The following is a 20,001-nucleotide window of genomic DNA, read 5'->3' on the forward strand; positions in this document are numbered from 1 at the left end:
CCCAATACCCGTCATCTCCCGTTTGCACCGAGCTTGTCGAAGTGCCGTCCTTCCTATGCGCGACACCCGAAGAAAGACGGTGCTTCGAAAGGCTCAGCACAAACGGGCGAAAAGCCGTAGCTAGAGTCGGATGACATCAAGCTGACCCATATCCTGAGTTGACGAGGTAGTTGCGGCATTCTGCGGGGGAGAAGGCATCGAGAAGCGTGCCGACGCGTCTCCATGTTGCCTCGTGGGATCGCTCGGCAGCCTTGCGCATGAGGTGTTTGATCTTGGCGAAAACCTGCTCGATCGGGTTCAGGTCCGGGCTGTAGGGCGGCAGGAACAGCAGCCTGGCACCGACCGCACGGATAGCGTTGCGGATGGCGGGTTTCTTGTGGCTGGAGAGGTTGTCCATGATGACGACGTCGCCGGGCGACAGCGTCGGCACGAGGCACTGCTCGATATAGTCGGTGAAGCTTTGCGCGTTGACCGGCTGGTCCAGCACGCACGGCGCGTCGATCCGGTCGCAGCGCAGCGCCGCCAGGAACGTCATCGTGCGCCAGTGGCCGTAGGGCACCTTGGCATGGAGCCGCTGGCCGACCGGTGCCCAACCGCGCAAAGGGGCCATGTTCGTCTTCACCCACGTCTCATCGATGAAGACGAGACGCGCCGGATCAAGCCGACCCTGGTATTTCTTCCACTGCGCCCGACGCCGGGCGATCGCGGGACGGAGTTGTTCGGCGGGCATCACGCTTTTTTTTGAAGCTCAGCCCCTCGACATGGGCGAACCGCCAGACCTGAACATAGTCGACCTTCACGTCGCGGCTCGCCAACTCCGCTACCAGTCCACGCAAGGTGAAGTCGCGGGTCATCCGCTCCAGCAGCCAGTCACGTGTCGCGCCGGACAGGATGTTGGATCGGCGACCACCCATCCGGCTCGGCGCGGCGCTGCCCGTATCGCGAAAGCGCCGCACCCATTTGATCGCCGAACTCGGCGCCACCCCGAAGCGTGAAGCAGCCGCGTGACACGACATGCCATCGGTGATTACCGCCCTGACCACCCGTTCCCGCAGGTCCATCGAATACGGCTTTGACATGCTGGCTGGCCTCCTTCGCCAGCCGGCACATTGAATCAGATCGCCAGCCCCATGGGAATCCTCAGCGATTCAGATCTACGTCATCACGCTCTAGCGCGTTAGCCCGCCCTTGTTCGGCAGCGTCGGCTCCTCGCGCATCGGCGATTTCCCGAACAGCGCCCGATCCGTGGGGCCGAACGCCCATTTCCAGAGTACGAACAGATACGTCCCCGCGATCGCGGGCTCACCGATCAGCAGCTCCGCCCATTCATATCGCTTGGGCAGCAACGTGAACGCGCCCCCAACGACGATCGCCGCCCCGGCCGCCCACACGATCGGCCACCGCAGCGGCGAAACCGGCGCGTCGAGGATCCGCCCGAGCAGCCGCGCCTTGAACACCGACGTCAGCGCGAGGCTGACCATCAGCGCCACCGCGGGCCCTGCCGCCTGCCAGTTGGGCGGCCAACCGACGCTGCGCATCGCGAAGATCAGCGCGAAGCTCAGCACCACCTGGAACGCCAGCATCGCGACCGAGATCATCAGGTTGCGGTGCCGCGCGGTATAGACCAGCGCCGATTCGCACACCGCCCCGGTCGAGGCGAGCACCTCCGCGATCAGCAGGAACGCCAGCGCCGCGGTCCCCGCGACGAACTGCGGCCCGACGACCCCCATCACCGCTTCGCCGGGAATCGATCCCATCAGCGCAAGCCCTCCCTGCGCCGCGATGATCCAGAACGCGACCTGCCGCACCTGCGAAGCGATCGCGGCGCGGTCGTTCTCGGCAAGGCTGCGGGTGATGACCGGCCCCAGGATCGGATCGAACGAGGTCTTCAATTTCTGCGGCAACGACGCGACCTGCTGCGCCATGTAGTAGATGCCGACGATCCTCGGCTCGAACATCACGCCCAGGATGAAGCGGTCGACGTTGCGCGTCCCCCATTCCAGCGCATCCGCCCCCGCCAGCGGTACGTTCGCGCGCGCCAGCGCCATCAGCTCGCGCAGCCGCGGCGACCAGCCGTGCGGCAGGCCATAGCTCTTCACGAACGGCACGATCGACGCGATCAGCGCGGCCGTCATCGACGCGACGTAGCTCAGCACCAGCCCGTCGCGGATCGTAAAGAACGAGAACGCCCAGGCTGCGATCGAGATCGTCCATGGCTCGATCACCGCACGCGCGGTGACGGTCGCCTTGACGTTCATCCGGTACGCGAGCGCGGCCAGGCTGACGTCGGACCACGCCACCGCGACGATGATGAGCGGCAGGTAGCGATCGAGCCCGGTGATCGCGGTGTTGGGATACATCACCTGCGGGAAGGTCCACAGCACCGCGCTCGCGATCATCGCGACGACGAACGCCACCGCCATCGCGTCCCACACGACATGCACATGCGGCCGCTCGGTCTTGCTCAGCGCCTGCGCGAGGCCGCGCTTCAACCCCAGCGTCGCGACCAGCGCCGCCAGTTCGACCACCACGACCGCGATCGCGAACCGCCCGACGAGGTCCGGCCCATAGAGCCGCCCCGCGATGAACAGGAAGGGGATTCGCGCCGCCAGCCGCAGGATGAAGCCCGCGATATTGGTGCGGCCGCCCTTGGCGAGCGTGTCGATATCCTGGGTGGCCTCAGTCACGCAGAACGCTCCGCTGCGGTTCGTTTCGAGCGAAGTCGAGAAACGCGAACCAGACGCGCCGTTTGTCGACCTCGCTCGAAACGAACGGCGCGAGGAGGCGGCAATCGCTCAATGCGCCGCGCCCCAGCTCTTTCCCGTCCCGATCTCGATCGCCAGCGGCACGTCGAGCGTCACCACCGGCGCCGCCGCGCCTGCCATCACCCGCTCGATCACCGGCCGCGCCGCCTCCACATCGCCCTTGGGCAGTTCGAACACCAGTTCGTCGTGCACCTGCAACAGCATCCGCACATGCCCGAGGCCCGCCGCGGCAAGCGCGGGTTCCATCCGCACCATGGCGCGCTTGATGATGTCCGCGCTCGTCCCCTGGATCGGCGCATTGATCGCGGCGCGCTCGGCGCCCTGGCGCTCGTGCTGCACCTTCGACGTAATCCGCGGGAAGTGCGTCTTCCGCCCGAACAGCGTCTGGGTATAGCCGTGCTCGCGGACGAACTCGGTCGTCGCGGCGATGTAGTTGCGGATGCCGGGGAAGCGATCGAAATAGCGGTCGATCATCGCCTGCGCCTCGTCCGCGCTTACGTCGAGCCGCCCCGCCAGCCCCCAGCGCGAGATGCCGTACAGGATCGCGAAGTTGATCGTCTTGGCGCGCCCGCGCGTGTCGCGGTTCACCTCGCCGAACAGCTCCTGCGCGGTCAGCGAGTGGATGTCGTCGCCGTTCGCGAACGCGGCCTTCAGCTGCGGCACGTCGGCCATGTGCGCGGCCAGCCGCAGCTCGATCTGCGAATAGTCGGCGGCCAGGATGACGTTGCCCGCGTTGGCCACGAACGCGTCGCGGATCTGGCGGCCGATCTCGGTGCGGATCGGGATGTTCTGCAGGTTCGGGTCCGTCGACGACAGTCGCCCGGTCTGCGCGCCGGTCAGCGAATAGCTGGTGTGGACGCGTCCGGTCTCCGGGTGGATCTGCTCCTGCAAGGTATCGGTATAGGTCGATTTCAGCTTCGACAGCTGACGCCAGTCGAGCACGCGCGCCGCGATTGCCTTGCCGGGGGAATCCTTGTCTGCCGCGATCCGCTCCAGCTCGTTGACGTCGGTCGAATAGACACCCGACTTGCCCTTGCGCCCGCCCTTGATCCCCATCTGCTCGAACAGCACGTCGCCCAGCTGCTTCGGCGATCCGATCGTGAACGGCGTGCCCGCGAGCCCGTGGATCACCGTTTCCAGTTCCGCGATCTGCGTCGTGAACCCCGCGGACAGCTTGGCCAGCACCTCGCGGTCCACCTTGATCCCGCGCCGCTCCATCCGCGCGACGATGGGCACCAATGGCCGGTCGACCATCTCGTAGACGCGTGTCGATCCTTCGGCGGGCAGCCTCGGCTTGAACCGCCGCCAAAGCCTCAGCGTCACGTCGGCATCCTCGGCGGCGTAGCGCGTCGCGGTCTTGAGATCGACTTCCTGGAACCCGATCGCCTTTTTCCCGGTGCCGACCACGTCCTTGTACGCGATGCAGCTGTGCGACAGGTGCGTCGCCGCCAGTTCGTCCATCCCGTGGCCATGCAGCCCCGCGTCGAGATCGAAGCTCATCACGATCGTGTCGTCGAACGGCGCGACGTCGATGCCCAGCCGGCCGAGCACGACCATGTCGTATTTCAGGTTGTGCCCGATCTTGAGGACCGCGGGATCCTCCAGCAGCGGCTTGAGCTTCGCCAGCGCGGCGTCGCGATCGAGCTGGACGGGCTTTTCCGCGAACATATCGGTCCCGCCATGCGCCATCGGCACATAGCAGGCGAGGTTGGGGTGGAGCGCCATCGACACGCCGACCAGATCGGCGAGCATCGGGTCCTTCGCGGTCGTCTCGGTATCGACCGCGATCCATCCCTGGTGCCTTGCGATGGTGATCCAGCGGTCGAGCGCGTCTTGGGTGACGACGGTCTCGTACGCGTCATGCTTGCACGGTTCGTCCTCCTCGACGCCCGGTGGCGGCGCGGGCACCGCGACCGGGGCGTCGGCGACGCTTGCCCCGCTACCAGTACTGCCGTCACCCAGCTTGGTCAGCAGCGAGCGGAAGCCGTGATGCTCGAGGAACGCACGCAGCGGCGCGTCGGGGATGCCCTGCAACGCCAGCGTATCGAGCGGCTGCGGCAGCGCGTCGTCGCACTTCAGCGTCACCAGGACCTTCGACAGCCGCGCATTGTCCGCCTGCGCGATCAGGTTGTCGCGCAGCTTGCCTGTCTTCATCGTCGGCGCGGCGGCCAGCACGCCCTCCAGATCGCCATGTTCGGTGATGAGTTTCGCCGCGGTCTTCGGCCCCACCCCGGTGACGCCTGGCACATTGTCGACCGAATCGCCCATCAGCGCGAGGACGTCGCCCAGCTTGTCGGGGGTCACGCCGAACTTCTCGACGACATAGTCCGCGGTCAGCGTGCGGTTGTTCATCGTGTCGAGCATGTCGACCGACGGATCGGTCATCAGCTGCATCAGGTCCTTGTCGCTCGACACGATCGTCACCGCCCAGCCCTGCGCCAGCGCCGCCTGGGTGTAGCAGGCGATGATGTCGTCCGCTTCCAGCCCCTCGGTCTCGATGCACGGCAGCGAGAAGGCGCGCGTTGCGTCGCGGATCATCGGGAACTGCGGGACGAGGTCCTCGGGCGGCGGCGGGCGGTGTGCCTTGTACTGGTCGTACAGGTCGTTGCGGAACGTCTTCGACGATTTGTCGAGGATCACCGCCATGTGTGTCGGGCCGTCCGCCTTGTGGAGCGCGTCGGCCAGCCGCCACAGCATCGTGGTGTAGCCATAGACCGCGCCGACGGGCTCGCCATGCTTGTTCGTCAGCGGCGGCAGGCGGTGATAGGCGCGGAAGATATAGCCCGAGCCGTCGACGAGATAGAGATGGGGCATGGCGGGCGGCTTAGCGGATCATCGGGGCGGGCGGAACCGCGAAGAATGGGGCAACGACGCGCCGTGGCATCGGCAAACCTCAACCCCACCCGTTCGCACTGAGCTTGTCGAAGCCTGTCCTGAGCGCCTGCCTTGGCAGGCAGTCGAAGGGTGCTGCCTTTCTTCTCTACGGCTGCGAAAGAAGGGCAATGCTTCGACAGGCTCAGCACGAACGGGGGCGGGGGCTCAGCTCCCCGGCTGCGCCTCGTCGTCCTTGGCCGCGATCGAGGAGCTGGGCAGGCGCGAGCCGGTCAGCGCGGCGGCGGCGGCCTGGATCAGCTGTTGCCGCTCGCGCATCGGGCGCATCGTGTCGCCGATCATCACCGCGATCGCATAGCGCTTGCCGTCGGGCGCGGTCAGCAGGCCGACGTCGTTGAATCCGGCGTTGCGTCGCCCCAGTTCCTGCCCGGTCCCGGTCTTGTGCGCGATCTGCCAGCCCGCGGGCACCGCGGCGCGCAGCCGTGCGCGCCCCGTCACCGACGCCGCCATCGTCGACAGCAGCAGCCGCGTCGACGTCTCGCTCAGCAGCTCGCCCCGCGCCAGCCGCGCCAGCGCGTCCGCGATCGCGAGCGGTGCGGCGCCGTCGGGCGGATCCTGGACATAGGCTTCCATCGCCGCCTGCCGCACCTCGGGCGCGAGCCGCGACCGCGCCGCCTCGAACGCACCGCCTGCGGCCATCGACTGCGTCCAGGTCACCCCCGCGGTGCGCGCCTGGAGCAGGCGTTCGCCCGGACCGAACCGGATGTCGCCCAGCTGCTTGCGCTGGATGAACTCGCGCACCGCCCCCGGGCCGCCGACCAGCGTCAGCAGCCGGTCGTTCGCGGTGTTGTCGCTCTGCGTCAGCGCGCGCAGCATCAGGTTGCCGACGGTCGTCTGGAACCCCGCGCCCTTCACCAGATACGCGATCGGCTGGTGGAACAGCGTCAGGTCGCGCGGCGTCACCGTCACCGCGTCATCGAGCCGGAGCAGCCCGCGGTCGCGCTGGTCGAGCACGGTCATCGCGACCCACAGCTTGCTGACGCTCTGCTGCGCCATCCGCTGCCGCCCGCCCGCCTCGACCGTCCAGCCCTCGTCGACCGCGCGGATCGCAATTCCCGCCTTGCCGGGGAAGTTGCGGATCAGCGACGCGACCTCGGCCGACAGCGCGGCCGGCGCGCGGTTGACCGGGCGCGGCTGCATCGCGGGAACGGGGATCGAGACGAACGCGGCGGGCGCGGGCGCGATGGCGCGGCCCCCGGCAGTGGGGCGCTCCCCCGATCCGCAGGACGACAGCGCGAGGGCCAGCCCGGTTGACACCATCGCAGGCAGCGCGATCGCGGTCGCCAGTCTCGTCGCACGCACGCTCATGTCGGAAATCGCCCCACCCAGGGCCCGGCTTCGGCCCCAATCTCGTCAGCGGGCGACGGTACGCAAGAATTGGTCATGGGAAACAGCCGTTTGCAGCCCCTGCGATGAACCGCGCCTGAAGTGCGGCGGGTTACGGAACGAGGATCGTGTCGACCGCCTCCGCGGCCATCTCAGGCCAGTCGAGCGTATAGTGGAGCCCGCGGCTTTCGTGGCGGTGGAGCGCGGAGCGCACGATGAGGTCCGCGGTCTGTAGCAGGTTGCGCAGCTCGATCAGGTCGGGGGTCACGCGGAAATGGCCGTAATAGTCCTCGACCTCCTTCGTCAGCAGCGCGATCCGGTGCTGTGCGCGTTCCAGCCGCTTGGTGGTTCGCACGATGCCGACATAGTTCCACATGAAGCGGCGGATCTCGGTCCAGGTCTGCTTGATGACGACTTCCTCGTCCGAATCGGTGACGCGGCTTTCGTCCCACGCGCGGATCGGCGGGGGCGGGGGGAGCGTGTCCCAGCTCGCCGCGATGTCCTTCGCCGCGGCCTCGCCGAACACGAAACATTCGAGCAGCGAGTTCGACGCCAGCCGGTTCGCGCCGTGCAGGCCGGATTGCGTGCACTCGCCCGCGGCATACAGCCCGGGCAGGTCGGTGCGCCCGTCGCGGTCGATCACGATGCCGCCGCAGGTGTAATGTTGCGCGGGCACCACCGGGATCGGCTGCACCGTCATGTCGATGCCGAGCCCCAGCAGCTTCTCGTGGATGTTGGGGAAATGCCCACGCACGAAGTCGGCGGGCATGTGGCTGATGTCGAGATGGACGTAGTCGAGTCCATAGCGCTTGATCTCCGCATCGATCGCGCGCGCCACCACGTCGCGCGGGGCCAGCTCGGCACGCGGATCGAGATCGGGCATGAAGCGGTGGCCGGTATTGGGGTTGAGCAGCCGCCCGCCCTCGCCGCGCACCGCCTCGGTGATGAGGAAGTTCTTGACCTCCAGATTGTACAGGCAGGTCGGGTGGAACTGCATGAATTCCATGTTCGACACGCGCGCGCCCGCGCGCCAGGCCATCGCGATCCCGTCCCCGGTCGCACCGCGCGGCGCAGTCGAGAACAGGTACGTCCGCCCCGCGCCCCCGGTCGCGAGAATCGTCGCGCGCGCGGTGTAGAGGGCGACCCGGCCCGAACGCCGATCGACCGCATAGACCCCCCAGACATGCCCCGCGCCCGAATAGCGCTGCTCGTGCCGCCCGGTCGCGAGATCGATCGCGACCTGATCGGGGACGAGCGTGATGTTGGGGTGTGCCTCCGCCGCGCGCTGGAGCGCCTCCTGCACCGCCCAGCCGGTCGCGTCGTCGACATGGACGATCCGCCGGTGGCTGTGCCCGCCCTCGCGTGTCAGGTGCAGGGCGTCGCCCTCGGTCGCGAAGGGCACGCCCAGCTTCTGGAGCCGCGTGATCGCGGCCGGCGCACCCTCGACCACGAACTCGACGATCGCGCGGTCGTTGAGTCCGGCGCCCGCGACCATCGTGTCCTCGACATGGTTCTCGAACGTGTCGCCGGGCTCGAGCACCGCGGCGATCCCGCCCTGCGCCCACGCGGTCGATCCCTCGTTGAGCGCGCCTTTCGCCAGCACCGTGACCTTGAAGCGATCGGCAAGGTTGAGCGCGGCGGTGAGCCCCGCGGCACCCGAGCCGACGATCAGGACATCCGCCGGAATCGCGCCGGTCATGCCGCGAGCGTCCGGAAGTTGCCGAAGTTGCCGCCACGTCGGGGTGGAAATCTCCCGCAGTGCGACGGGGCGACAGGACGGGCGGCGAGGGCAGGGCAGGCGATACGCATCGCGGCACCCTGCCACACAAGCGGCGGTGTAGGACAGCCTCGCATCGCAGGTGGCGCACGACACGGCGAGCGTTGCGACGAACCGCGGAACGCGAATCGCGGACGCCGCATTCCTCCGTCGTGAGTAAAGCGTCCAAGATCCACCGCGCCCGCGAGCGCGCTGCCCGCCTGCACCGCGAAGCCGGCAATTGCCTGACGATCGCCGTCCGTGAACGGGACGAAGCCCACACCGCCGCGTTGATCGACGAGGCAGTTCGGCTGGCGCGGCGGTCTCGGGAACTGGCGGGGGAGTAGGGGTCTATTGGTACGAAGCTGACGTTCCTCAGTGTCTCGCGTTGCGACGCCGTCGTAGATAATCCCACGTCGGGACGCGGAAGTCTGGATCGGAAGGGTCTAGTAGAGATGGGTCGAACCTCCTGCCCGGATGACGACCCTTAGCTGCCATGCGAGCGATGTATTCGGCGTTCTGTGCCGGCGACGATCTAAGATAATGTATGGCCATTCCGGCGCTCAGCACCGCCATGGTCGCCAGGGCGAACATGATCGGGATGAACGGCTCCTTTGATCGCATGGGGAGCATGTTGATCAGAGGCTCGACCTCTTTTCGAAAAATCATGCTTCCAGCGACTATGATGATTAGGCCGCCAGCGATGGCAGCCAGACGGCCAGCATCGCGGATTTTGAGATCTTGATAACGCACAGCGCGATGATGTCGAAAAAAGGTAATGTCCGCTAGTGGGCGAGAGCAGATAAGCACTATAACCCACTGCCCTACATCACCGGGCGATGGTAAGCGTCTACAGCGATCAGATCGTGCTTTCGCTTTCCCGACGCTCACGCAAGATTGCGCGCATGGGCCAGCCTCAGACTAACCTTTCGCTTGCGTGGCACGGCCGCTCTGCGGTTCGTCCTTGCTGTCTAACCCAGCGAAGGCCGGGGTCCGGGTCTACGCCTTCGCGGGGACACAAAAGGTGGCAGCCGCCGTAGCGACGATCATCCCGCGTTTGCCGCCCGCGTCAGGCTGAGGAACACGTCTTCCAGATCGGCTTCCTTGGTCGAGACGTCGACGATCCCGAACCCTTCGCCGGTCACTGCCGCCAGCACCTGGCCCGCGTTCACCCGGTCCTTCTGATAGGTGATCTCCAGCGTCCGCGCGCCCTTCAGCGCGATCTTGTGGAAGCAGGCGTTGGCGGGGACGGCGGCGACGTCGCGGTCGACGGTCACCGCGACGATCTTCTCCTGTGCCTTGCCGACCAGCTCGCGCGTCGGCTCGTTGGCGATCAGCGTGCCGTGGTTGATGATCGCGATGCGGTCGCACAGCGCCTCGGCCTCCTCGAGATAGTGCGTCGTCAGCACCACCGTCACGCCCGCGTCGTTCAATGAGCGGACATAGGTCCACAGCTGCTGGCGCAGTTCGATGTCGACGCCCGCGGTCGGCTCGTCGAGGACGAGGACGGGGGGCGAGTGGACCATCGCCTTGGCTACCATCAGCCGGCGCTTCATGCCGCCCGACAACGTGCGCGCATAGGCGTTCGCCTTGTCCTCCAGATGCACCGCGCGCAGCAGTTCCATCGATCGCCGCTGCGCCTTGGGCACGCCGTAGAGCCCGGCCTGGATCTCCAGCGTCTCGAGCGGCGAGAAGAACGGATCGAACAGGATCTCCTGGTTGACGATCCCGATCGAGGCCTTGGCGTTGCGCGGGTGCGCGTCGATGTCGAAGCCCCAGATCGACGCGGTTCCGCTCGTCTTGTTGACGAGCCCGGCGAGCGTGTTGATGAGCGTCGACTTGCCCGCGCCGTTGGGGCCGAGCAGCCCGAAGATCGAGCCGCGCGCGACATCGAAGCTGACCCCGTCGAGCGCGCGCTTGCCGCCCTCATAGGTCTTGCACAGGTCGTGGATGCTGATCGCGGCGTCGGTCATGCGGCCGGACTTAGGCCGCGTGCGAGACGATTGCTAGGCGCGGGCACGCTTGCTATCGCGTGGCTCATGCTGCCGCCCCCCGAAACCACCCGCGTCTCCCACGCCCGCGTCGCCTGCGACGGCGCGCATGACGGTATCCCCACCGCGCTCGGCCATCCGCGCGTGTGGCTCCAGATCGACGAGAGCGGCTATGTCGATTGCGGCTATTGCGATCGGCGCTTCGTGCTGATCGGCGGCCCGGCGGACGGGGCGGACCAGTCGACGCTCCCCGATCACGGGGATGGCGCCGGGCGGTAACCTGCCTATATTCCGGGGCATGGCCACCACCGCAGACCCCCGCTCGTACCTCTACCGCGACCAGCTCGACCCGGACGCGGCGCAGCGGCTGACCGCCGCCGCGCTGGCGAAGGCCGACGATGGCGAGCTCTATCTCCAGTATCGCCGCTCGGAAGCGTTCGGGTTCGACGACGGGCGATTGAAGACCGCGAGCTACGACACCAATGCCGGCTTCGGGCTGCGTGCGGTGTCGGGCGAGATGACCGCGTTCGCGCACGCCAACGAACTCTCCGAAGCCGCGATCGTGCGCGCCGCGGAGACGATGGCGCTGATCGATCCCTCCGCCGCCGCGAAGGCGCCCGCGCCGCAGCGGACCAACCACCGGCTGTATACCGACGCCGATCCGCTCGATCTCGTCCCCTTCGCCGACAAGGTGAACCTGTGCCAGACGATCGACGCCGCCGCGCGCGCGCGCGATCCGCGCGTCGCGCAGGTGTCGGTCGGCCTGTCGGGACAGTGGGGCGTCGTCGAGATCGTCCGCGCCGACGGCTTCGTCGCGACCGACGTGCGCCCGCTCGTCCGCCTCAACGTGTCGATCGTGGTCGAGGCGAACGGCCGGCGCGAGACGGGGACGTTCGGGATGGGCGGGCGCTATCTCTACGACACGCTGTTCGAGCCGGAGACGTGGAACCGCGCGATCGACGAGGCGCTGGCCCAGGCGGTGGTGAACCTCGATTCGGTCGCCGCGCCGGTCGGCGAGACGACGGTGCTGCTCGGGCCGGGCTGGCCGGGGATCGTCCTCCACGAGGCGATCGGCCACGGGCTGGAGGGCGATTTCAACCGCAAGGGCACCAGCGCGTTCTCGGGCCGGATCGGCGAACAGGTCGCGGCGCGCGGCGTCACCGTCGTCGACGACGGCTCGATCCGCGACCGGCGCGGATCGCTGACGATCGACGACGAGGGCACGCCGACGTCGGAGACGATCCTGATCGAGGACGGTTTCCTCAAGGGCTATATGCAGGATCGCCTCAACGCGCGGCTGATGGGGGTCGCGCCGACCGGCAACGGCCGCCGCGAGAGCTTCGCGCACGCGCCGATGCCGCGGATGACGAACACCTTCATGAAGGGCGGCCAGGACGATCCGGCCGAGTTGCTGAGCCGCGTGAAGACCGGCATCTTCGCCAAGGCGTTCGGCGGCGGGCAGGTCGATATCGTCTCGGGCAAGTTCGTCTTCTCGTGCACCGAGGCCTACAGGATCGAGAATGGCCGGCTCGGCGCGCCGATCAAGGGCGCGACGCTGATCGGCGACGGCCCGACGGTGCTGACCAAGGTGCAGGGCGTCGGCAACGATTTCGCGCTCGACGAGGGCATCGGCATGTGCGGCAAGGGCGGGCAGAGCGTCCCCGCCGGGGTCGGCCAGCCGACGCTGCTGGTCGGCGGGCTCACGGTCGGCGGCACCGCGGCGTAGGCGTCAGAATCCCGAGATGAGCATGTCGAGCGCGGACTTGATGACCCATTCCTGATCCGCGAGGTTCGCGACGACTCCGATCACGTCGCGCCGCGCGATACCGCGAACCAGCGGCGTGACCATCACAAGGTCGGCGCCGTCGATCCGCAACAGCGGCGTCAACCGGGTCGGCTTCACGAGCCCGGGATCGCGAAGCGGCGCGACGAACCGCGACGGCAGGTCGCCGAGCAGATCGTTCTGGCAATCGAGGACGAGCGCGCCGTCCTTGACGCGCAGCACGTCGAATTGCGGCATCAGAGCGTCTCGAGATGCGCCAGGGGATCGCCCTCCCGGTCGTACCACTGTGTGAAGTCCGCGATCCATTCGCGGTTGTCCTCGCGCCAGCGGCGCTCCTGCTCGCGCTTGACCGCCACGCGCAACGCCTCCTCGGTCACGCGCGACAGGTTGATCCCCTGCGCCCGGGCGGCGGCCACCACACCGGTATCGAGCAGGACGTTGACAGCTTTGCGCTTCTGCGTGCCGACGCTATCGTGTTTCATGCAGGTATGTTATGCGCATGCAGTATGCCCGTCAACATGGAGCCGCCGCCATGGAATTCTTCCCCGCGCTCACCCCGGACCACCGCGCGTTCGTCGCGAAGCAGCCGGTGTTCTTCGTCGCCACCGCCGCGCCCGGCGCGCGTGTCAACCTCAGTCCCAAGGGCATGGACAGCTTCCGCGTGCTCGACGACCGGACGGTGGCGTATCTCGACGTCGCGGGATCGGGGAACGAGACGAACGCGCACCTGCTGGCGGACGGGCGCATCACGATCATGTTCTGCGCGTTCGACAACCCCGCGCTGATCTTCCGGATCTACGGCCGCGGCACGCCCGTCCTGCCGCAGGACGATGCGTGGGACGATCTCGCCGCGCGCTTCACGCTGCTCCCCGGCACCCGCCAGATCTTCCGCGTCGCGATCGATCAGGTGCAGACGTCGTGCGGCTGGGGCGTGCCCTATATGGCGTTCGATCGCGAGCGCCCGACGCTGGGTAAATACCATCGCGCCAACCCCGACGAGACGCGCTTTGCCAAATACGCGGTCCGTACGAAGAGCATCGACGGCCTGCCCGTGCGCAACCCGACGCGGTCCCCCGGCGTTCCTGCCGCATGAGTCTCGTCGAACTCGGTCGCTACGACCGCAACCTCGCCAACATCCTCGTCGGGCGGCTCGACAGCGAGGGGATCGATGCGATCGCGTTCGACGGCGGCGCGAGTATCGCCGACGGCAGCTGGCTGTTGATCCCGGTGCGCGTGATGGTCGACGCGGACGATCTCGCGGCGGCGAAGGCGATCGTCGATGCCTGATTTTCAGGCATCGACGTCAATGCCTGCCCGAAAATTTACCGCGCGTTAGGATTTGCCCGCGCCCCCGTGGCCCGTGCCACCCCCTGCATCCCAACTGGCACGCTCGTTGCTGAGCAGTCCCACAGGACAATTTCGCGAAGGGGGCGGGATGAAACTGGTCATTGCCATCATCAAGCCGTTCAAGCTCGACGAGGTGCGCGAGGCGCTCACCACGATCGGGGTTGCGGGGATGACGGTCACCGAGGTGAAGGGGTTCGGCCGCCAGAAGGGCCAGACCGAAATCTACCGCGGGGCCGAATACAGCACCAACATGGTGCCCAAGATCAAGATCGAGATCGTGTGCGCCGCCGACCTGGCGGACCGCGTCGTCGAGGCGGTGCAGGCGTCTGCCAACACCGGCGCGATCGGCGACGGGAAGATCTTCGTGCTGGACGTCGGGCAGGCGGTGCGCATCCGCACCGGCGAAACCGACGAGACCGCACTGTGATGGGGGGGCAGATGAACGTTTCGAAGACATACATGGCCGCCGGCGCGCTCGCCGCGGTCGCCGCGCTCACCGCCGCGGTGCCCGCGCTCGCGCAGGCCGCCGCGCCGATCAAGGCGCCCGATGCCGCCGCGATGGCGGGCATGGTCAACAAGGGCGACACCACCTGGATGCTGATCTCGTCGGCGCTGGTGCTGATGATGTCGATCCCCGGCCTCGCGCTGTTCTATGGCGGGCTGGTGCGGACCAAGAACATGCTCAGCGTGCTGATGCAGGTGTTCATGATCGTCAGCGTCGCGTCGCTCGTCTGGGTCTGCTGGGGCTACAGCCTCGCCTTCACCAGCGGCAACAGCTTCGTCGGCGGGCTCTCCAAGGCGTTCCTGATGGGGGTCGACGGCACCACGATGGCCGCCACCTTCTCCAACAACGTCTACATCCCCGAATACGCCTTCGTCTGCTTCCAGATGACCTTCGCGTGCATAACGCCCGCGCTGATCGTCGGCGCGTTCGCGGAGCGGATCAAGTTCACGCCGCTGCTGATCTTCGTCGTGCTGTGGCTGACGATCGTCTATTTCCCGATGGCGCACATGGTCTGGTACTGGGCGGGCCCGGACTTCCTGTCCGACGCGCCGACCGACACCGGGCTGCTCTATGGCTGGGGCGCGCTCGATTTCGCGGGCGGCACCGTGGTCCACATCAACGCGGGCATCGCCGGGCTCGTCGGCTGCCTCATCATCGGCAAGCGCCGCGGCTACAAGTCGGAGCCGATGCCGCCGCACTCGCTGACGATGACGATGATCGGTGCCTCGCTGCTGTGGGTCGGCTGGTTCGGGTTCAACGCAGGGTCGAACCTCGAGGCCACCGGTGTCGCCGCGGTCGCGTTCATCAACACCTTCGTCGCCACCGCAGCCGCGGCGGTCGCCTGGGCGGTGATCGAGCAGATCGTCCACAAGAAGCCGTCGCTGCTGGGCGGCGTGTCGGGGGCGGTCGCCGGCCTCGTCGCGATCACCCCGGCGGCCGGGTTCGCCGCGCCGATGACGTCGATTCTGCTCGGCTTCGTCGCCTCGGCGGTATGCTTCTTCTTCGTGACGACGGTGAAGAACAAGCTGGGCTATGACGACACGCTCGACGTGTTCGGCATCCACTGCGTCGGCGGGATCATCGGTGCGATCGGCACCGGCATCGTCGCGTCGCCGGCGCTCGGCGGGCAGGGCTGGTTCGACTATACCCAGTTCCCCGCGGTGCCCGGCACCTACGACATGGCCGCGCAGGTCATCACCCAGATCAAGGCGGTCGCGCTGACCCTGGTCCTTTCGGGCGGCGTCTCCGCGGTGCTCTTCTACGGGCTCAAGATGACGATGGGCCTGCGCCCCTCGGCAGAGGTCGAGAGCGAAGGCCTCGACATCAACGAGCACGGCGAGCGCGCCTACAATTATTGACGAGATCGGGGGCGGGCTCGATGCCCGCTCCCCGAACCATGTTCCTCCTGCGGACGACCTAAGGCCCGGCACGAAAGTGTCGGGCCCTTTTTTGGGTTTGCGCGACGACGCGAAGATTTCGCCCCGGGATTCGCCCGCCCGCCCCCGTTCGCCCGCCCCCGATCGTCGTCCCAGCGAAAGCTGGGATCTCCCGGTGATGGTGTGCTCCGATCGTAAAAGACCCCGGCTATCGCTGGGGTGACGTGGCCGGAAATCGTAATCCCGCCCATTCCTTCTTCTCCGCGCCTCCGCGCGAACCGCCCCTTTTTGAGGCTTCGCACGAAGATCTCAGCCCGAAACCCGCCCCGGCGACAGTCGCCGCATGTCGAGCGCGTCGACCCGCGCGAGCAGCACCGCGCCGAAGCGTCGGTCGCCCGTCTCGACGAGCATTCCGTCCGCGACCGCGCGGATCGTCCGCCACTCGACCGGGCGTGCGGCAAGCCGCGCGCCGCGCACCGTCACGACCACCGCATGCGCGCCCTCGCCGACGACCAGCGCCGCGCGCGAATCCGCGCCGACCACCGCATCGCGCGCGACGAACCCCGGCACCGCCTCCTCCGCGGCGCGCGCGGCCTCCTCGGGCGCGTCGATCCGCCGCCCGTCGCCGCGGCGCGCGAACGCCCAAGCCGCCGCCGCAATCGCGACCGCGGCGACGCCCGCCCCACCCAGAAGAACCGCGTCCGTCATGCCCGTCAGCGCTGCGACGCGAGCGTGTCGAGCAGTGGGCGCAACCCCGACAGGTCGTATCCAGCCCCTGCCGCGGTCGCGACGAGCGCGGCCGGATCCTCGCCCATCCCCGCGCCCGCGAGCGCCCACACATTGCACGAGCGCGTACCCGAGCGGCAATAGGCCAGCACCGGCGCGCTGCCCGACAGCGCCTCGACCATCGCGGTCACCTGCGCGTGGCTGAATCCTGCCTGCGTCACCGGGATCGCGACATAGTCGAGGCCCGCCGCTTCCGCCGCCGCGCGGATCGCGTCACCGGTCGGCTGGCCCGGCTCTTCGCCATCGGGACGGTTGTTGACGATTCGCGCGAACCCCGCCGCGGCGATCGCGGGGACGTCGTCGGGGGCGATCTGCGGCGCGACCGAGACATGGTCGGTCAATCGGCGAAGGTCCATCGTTCGTCTCCTTGTCGTCCACGCGTGCGTCAGGCCGCGTCGTGGATCACCTGCAGGAAGGCGTCGCCATAGGCGTCGAGCTTGCGCTCCCCAACCCCCGAAATCCGCCCCAGCGCGCCACGCGTATCGGGCCGACGCTCCGCCATCTCGCGCAGCACCGAATCGTGGAAGATCACATAGGGGGGCACCCCCTGGTCCTGCGCCAGCTCGCGCCGTTTCGCGCGCAGCGCCTCGAACAGCGGATCGCCGACCGGGTTCGGCACCGCGCTCGCCGAACCGCGCGCGCCGCGCCGCCGTTCGCGCTTCGGCGGGACGATCAGCGGGACGGTCGCGCCGCCCTTCAGGATCGCGCGTGCGTCGGGCCCGAACTCCAGCCCGCCATGCTCGTTCGCGCGCAACGCATCGCGCAACAGCAGCGCGCGGCCCACCGGCTTGAGCAGCGCGGCCTCCTCGCCCGAGACGATCCCCCAGACGGACAGCGCCTCGTGCCCGTTGGTCACGCTCCGCTCGGTCGACTGGCCTGTCAGCACCTGCTCGATATAGCCGGTGCCGAACATCTGCCCGGTGCGGAACACCGCGGAGAGATATTTCTTCGCGGTCTCGGTCGCGTCGAGCGCCGCGGGGGGCGACAGGCAATTGTCGCAATTGCCGCAGGTCTCGGGCGGGGTCTCGCCGAAATGCTTCAGCAGGATCCGCCGCCGGCACGTCGCGGTTTCGACCAGCGCGCCCAGCGCCTGCAACCGCACGCGCTCGCCGGGCTGGCGATGCGGCTCCACCTCGCCGATCCGCTGGCGCGCGCGCGCGAAATCGTCCGCGCCCCAGAACAGGTGCGCGACCGCGGGATCGCCGTCGCGCCCCGCGCGCCCCGTCTCCTGATAATAGCCCTCGATCGACTTCGGCAGCCCGGCGTGCGCGACGAAACGCACGTCGGGCTTGTCGATCCCCATCCCGAACGCAACGGTGGCGCAGATCACCATGTCCTCGGACTTCACGAAGTCCGCCTGGTTCCTCGCGCGCACCGCGGGATCGAGCCCGGCATGATAGGCGCGCGTCGGCCGTCCGGTCTTCGCCAGCGCCTCGGCCAGCTTCTCGGTCGCGGCGCGGGTCTGCGCATAGACGATGCCGGGGCCCGGCGTCTCCGCGATCAGGTCCGCGATCTGCCGCCCGACATTGTCGCGCGGTGAGATCGCGTAGCGGATGTTGGGCCGGTCGAACCCCGCGACGATCAGCCCGTCCTGCGGGATGCCGAGCTGGTCGAGGATGTCCGCACGGGTATGTGCGTCCGCGGTCGCGGTCAGCGCGAGGCGGGGCACCTGCGGCCATGCGTCGAGCAGCGGGCGCAGCAGGCGATAATCGGGGCGGAAATCATGCCCCCATTCGCTGACGCAATGCGCCTCGTCGATCGCGAACAGCGCGATGCGCGCGCGATCGAGCATGTCGCGGAACCCCGGCTGCGACGCGCGCTCGGGCGCGACGTAGAGCAGGTCCAGTTCGCCGGCGAGAAAGCGGCCCCGCGTTTCCGCCTGGTTCTGGTCGACCGACGTCAGGGTGGCCGCGCGGATCCCCACCGCCTCCGCGGCGCGCAGCTGGTCGTGCATCAGCGCGATCAGCGGGCTGACGACGATGCACGTCCCCTCCAGCATCGTCGCGGGCAGCTGGTACGTCAGCGACTTGCCCGCACCCGTCGGCATCACCGCCAGCGTCGACGCGCCGCCGAGCACGCGATCGACCACCTGCCGCTGGACCCCGCGGAAATCGGGAAAGCCGAACAGCGACTGGAGGACGGATACGGGGTCACGCGACATCGTTTGCGCTATAGCCACGCGGACACCGCACAGGGAACGGACATTCGATGCCATCGGTCTACGACAACAAGGCGGAACAGGAATATGAGATCGAGGTCGACGGCCACCGCGCGGTCGCGGCTTACCAGCGCGAGGACGGCGTCATCACCTTCACCCACACGCTGGTCCCGAAGAAGATCGAGGGCCGCGGCGTCGCCTCCACGCTGATCCGCGCCGCGCTCGACAGCGCCCGCGACCAGGGGCTGAAGGTCGTCCCGCAATGCACCTTCGTGCGCGCGTTCGTCGATCGACACCCGGCGTACCGGGACCTGCTGCTATAATTTAGCCATATTGCTAATTAGTCGAATTGCGAATATAGGCCGCGGGTGGACACCGTCTTCGACGCCCTCGCGCATCCGACGCGCCGCCGCATCCTGGAGCTGCTGAAACGCGGCGGGATGACCGCCGGCGCGCTGGCGGATGCGTTCGACGTCTCGAAGCCGACCATGTCCAACCACTTCGCCAGGCTGAAGGCGGCGGGCCTGATCCAGGCCGAGCAGCGCGGGACCAGCGTGGTCTACACGCTGAACCTGTCGGCGCTGGAGGAGGTGGTGATGGGGTTCATGGGCCGGCTGGGTGTCGGTGACGTGCGCGAAGGAGACGAATGATGCGATATCGCGGCCATATCCTGGCATCGGTTCTTGTGGTCGCCGGGATGGCGTTCGTGGCGGCGGCGACGTGGCGACATCTTCCGCCGGGTACGCAGTTGCCCGTCCACTGGACGCTCGACGGACGCGCCGACCGCACCGCGAACGCCGCCCCGGCGCTGTTCGGGCATGTCGCGTTGACCGCGTTCCTCGCCGGGCTGATGGCGGTGCTGCCGCGGATCGAGCCGATCCAGGACCGATTGTCCGCCAGCGCGCCACTCTATCGCACCGCGTGGACCGCCCTGCTCGGGCTGATGGTCGCCCTCCAGGCTATGGTGATCCTGCCGGTCCACGGCATCGTGCCGCCCGCGGGCACGGTGCTGGTGGCGATGGGGGTCGTCCTCGTCCTGCTCGGCAATGCGCTGCCGAAATCGCGCCCCGGTTTCTTCGTCGGCATCCGCACGCCCTGGACCCTGACCGATCCGGAGAACTGGATCGCGACGCACCGCTATGCCGCGCGGATCACGATCGCGGCGGGCGTCGCGCTGATCCTGCTTGCGATTCTCCCGATGCAGCGCGAAACGCGCCACGCGTTCGTGGTCGCGACGATGCTGGTGATGGTCGCGACTCCGGTGATCTACTCGTTTTTCTTCTGGCGCACGACGCGCCGCGCGGGGTGACGGGCGA

20 protein-coding genes are annotated in these 20,001 nt (G+C 68.1%); 9 read left to right on the forward strand and 11 right to left on the reverse strand.

Annotated elements, in window-relative coordinates; all coding sequences use genetic code 11:
- Positions 1–136 precede the first annotated feature (136 nt).
- The 6 genes from ACV7NO_RS02515 to ACV7NO_RS02540 form a co-directional block, all read right to left on the reverse strand.
- Positions 137–1,079 (reverse strand): IS630 family transposase gene (locus ACV7NO_RS02515; RefSeq protein ID WP_463404102.1). Its coding sequence is split into 2 segments (ribosomal slippage): positions 137–734 and positions 733–1,079, totalling 945 coding nucleotides; the frame shifts between segments, so codons are not numbered across the junction.
- A 90-nt stretch (positions 1,080–1,169) separates the two neighbouring features.
- Positions 1,170–2,687 carry a lipopolysaccharide biosynthesis protein gene (locus ACV7NO_RS02520; protein ID WP_463404460.1) on the reverse strand — a complete coding sequence of 506 codons (1,518 nt, stop codon included), beginning with the start codon at positions 2,685–2,687 and terminating at the stop codon, positions 1,170–1,172.
- 108 nt (positions 2,688–2,795) lie between these two features.
- Complete coding sequence (gene polA, locus ACV7NO_RS02525; RefSeq protein WP_463404461.1) at positions 2,796–5,579, reverse strand: DNA polymerase I; 2,784 nt, start codon at positions 5,577–5,579, stop codon at positions 2,796–2,798.
- A gap of 225 nt (positions 5,580–5,804) precedes the next feature.
- Positions 5,805–6,965 carry a serine hydrolase gene (locus tag ACV7NO_RS02530; RefSeq protein ID WP_463404462.1) on the reverse strand — a complete coding sequence of 387 codons (1,161 nt, stop codon included), beginning with the start codon at positions 6,963–6,965 and terminating at the stop codon, positions 5,805–5,807.
- 130 nt (positions 6,966–7,095) lie between these two features.
- The gene (gene nadB, locus ACV7NO_RS02535; protein ID WP_463404463.1) at positions 7,096–8,682 is read right to left on the reverse strand and encodes an L-aspartate oxidase; all 1,587 of its coding nucleotides are present in this window, start codon (positions 8,680–8,682) and stop codon (positions 7,096–7,098) included.
- A 1,103-nt stretch (positions 8,683–9,785) separates the two neighbouring features.
- Positions 9,786–10,712 carry an ABC transporter ATP-binding protein gene (locus ACV7NO_RS02540; protein WP_463404464.1) on the reverse strand — a complete coding sequence of 309 codons (927 nt, stop codon included), beginning with the start codon at positions 10,710–10,712 and terminating at the stop codon, positions 9,786–9,788.
- A 66-nt stretch (positions 10,713–10,778) separates the two neighbouring features.
- Here ACV7NO_RS02540 and ACV7NO_RS02545 point away from each other — a divergent pair, with 66 nt between their 5' ends.
- Together ACV7NO_RS02545 and tldD are read left to right on the forward strand one after the other, a co-directional pair.
- Positions 10,779–11,009: a zinc-finger domain-containing protein gene (locus tag ACV7NO_RS02545; RefSeq protein WP_463404465.1), complete on the forward strand. Its 231-nt coding sequence runs from the start codon at positions 10,779–10,781 to the stop codon at positions 11,007–11,009.
- A 19-nt stretch (positions 11,010–11,028) separates the two neighbouring features.
- Positions 11,029–12,456, forward strand: coding sequence for a metalloprotease TldD (tldD, locus tag ACV7NO_RS02550; RefSeq protein ID WP_463404466.1), 1,428 nt, complete (start codon positions 11,029–11,031; stop codon positions 12,454–12,456).
- Between the two features lie 3 nt (positions 12,457–12,459).
- Here the strand turns inward: tldD and ACV7NO_RS02555 are convergent, their stop codons facing one another.
- Together ACV7NO_RS02555 and ACV7NO_RS02560 are read right to left on the reverse strand one after the other, a co-directional pair.
- Positions 12,460–12,750: a CcdB family protein gene (locus ACV7NO_RS02555; RefSeq protein ID WP_463404467.1), complete on the reverse strand. Its 291-nt coding sequence runs from the start codon at positions 12,748–12,750 to the stop codon at positions 12,460–12,462.
- The gene (locus tag ACV7NO_RS02560; protein WP_463404468.1) at positions 12,750–12,995 is read right to left on the reverse strand and encodes a type II toxin-antitoxin system CcdA family antitoxin; all 246 of its coding nucleotides are present in this window, start codon (positions 12,993–12,995) and stop codon (positions 12,750–12,752) included. The genes ACV7NO_RS02555 and ACV7NO_RS02560 overlap by 1 nt, the downstream gene beginning before the upstream one ends.
- A 50-nt stretch (positions 12,996–13,045) precedes the next feature.
- On the opposite strand from ACV7NO_RS02560, the gene ACV7NO_RS02565 reads away from it, so the two are divergent.
- From ACV7NO_RS02565 to ACV7NO_RS02580, 4 genes are all read left to right on the forward strand, one after another.
- On the forward strand, positions 13,046–13,606 hold the full coding sequence (locus tag ACV7NO_RS02565) for a pyridoxamine 5'-phosphate oxidase family protein (protein WP_463404469.1): 561 nt from the start codon (positions 13,046–13,048) through the stop codon (positions 13,604–13,606).
- Positions 13,603–13,800, forward strand: a complete 198-nt coding sequence (locus ACV7NO_RS02570; protein WP_463404470.1) for a putative signal transducing protein — start codon at positions 13,603–13,605, stop codon at positions 13,798–13,800. The genes ACV7NO_RS02565 and ACV7NO_RS02570 overlap by 4 nt, the downstream gene beginning before the upstream one ends.
- A gap of 148 nt (positions 13,801–13,948) precedes the next feature.
- Complete coding sequence (locus tag ACV7NO_RS02575; protein ID WP_463404471.1) at positions 13,949–14,287, forward strand: P-II family nitrogen regulator; 339 nt, start codon at positions 13,949–13,951, stop codon at positions 14,285–14,287.
- 32 nt (positions 14,288–14,319) lie between these two features.
- A complete protein-coding gene (locus ACV7NO_RS02580) occupies positions 14,320–15,723 on the forward strand; it encodes an ammonium transporter (protein WP_463407260.1) in 1,404 nt (467 codons plus the stop codon).
- A gap of 327 nt (positions 15,724–16,050) precedes the next feature.
- Here the strand turns inward: ACV7NO_RS02580 and ACV7NO_RS02585 are convergent, their stop codons facing one another.
- The 3 genes from ACV7NO_RS02585 to recQ are packed head-to-tail and all read right to left on the reverse strand — an operon-like array spanning position 16,051 to position 18,688.
- Positions 16,051–16,449, reverse strand: a complete 399-nt coding sequence (locus ACV7NO_RS02585) for a hypothetical protein (RefSeq protein ID WP_463404472.1) — start codon at positions 16,447–16,449, stop codon at positions 16,051–16,053.
- A 5-nt stretch (positions 16,450–16,454) separates the two neighbouring features.
- Entirely contained in the window at positions 16,455–16,883 is a 429-nt protein-coding gene (locus tag ACV7NO_RS02590) for a protein tyrosine phosphatase family protein (protein WP_463404473.1), read from the reverse strand.
- Between the two features lie 29 nt (positions 16,884–16,912).
- Positions 16,913–18,688, reverse strand: coding sequence for a DNA helicase RecQ (gene recQ / locus ACV7NO_RS02595; RefSeq protein WP_463404474.1), 1,776 nt, complete (start codon positions 18,686–18,688; stop codon positions 16,913–16,915).
- A 47-nt stretch (positions 18,689–18,735) separates the two neighbouring features.
- Between recQ and ACV7NO_RS02600 the strand changes: the two genes are divergently transcribed.
- The 3 genes from ACV7NO_RS02600 to ACV7NO_RS02610 are packed head-to-tail and all read left to right on the forward strand — an operon-like array spanning position 18,736 to position 19,994.
- Positions 18,736–19,008, forward strand: a complete 273-nt coding sequence (locus ACV7NO_RS02600) for a GNAT family N-acetyltransferase (protein ID WP_463404475.1) — start codon at positions 18,736–18,738, stop codon at positions 19,006–19,008.
- 45 nt (positions 19,009–19,053) lie between these two features.
- Positions 19,054–19,335, forward strand: coding sequence for a metalloregulator ArsR/SmtB family transcription factor (locus ACV7NO_RS02605; RefSeq protein ID WP_463404476.1), 282 nt, complete (start codon positions 19,054–19,056; stop codon positions 19,333–19,335).
- Positions 19,335–19,994 carry an SdpI family protein gene (locus tag ACV7NO_RS02610; protein WP_463404477.1) on the forward strand — a complete coding sequence of 220 codons (660 nt, stop codon included), beginning with the start codon at positions 19,335–19,337 and terminating at the stop codon, positions 19,992–19,994. Before ACV7NO_RS02605 ends, ACV7NO_RS02610 begins: the two co-directional genes overlap by 1 nt.
- Positions 19,995–20,001: the final 7 nt, after the last annotated feature.

The organism is Sphingomonas sp. Ell38C01, assembly GCF_055231975.1.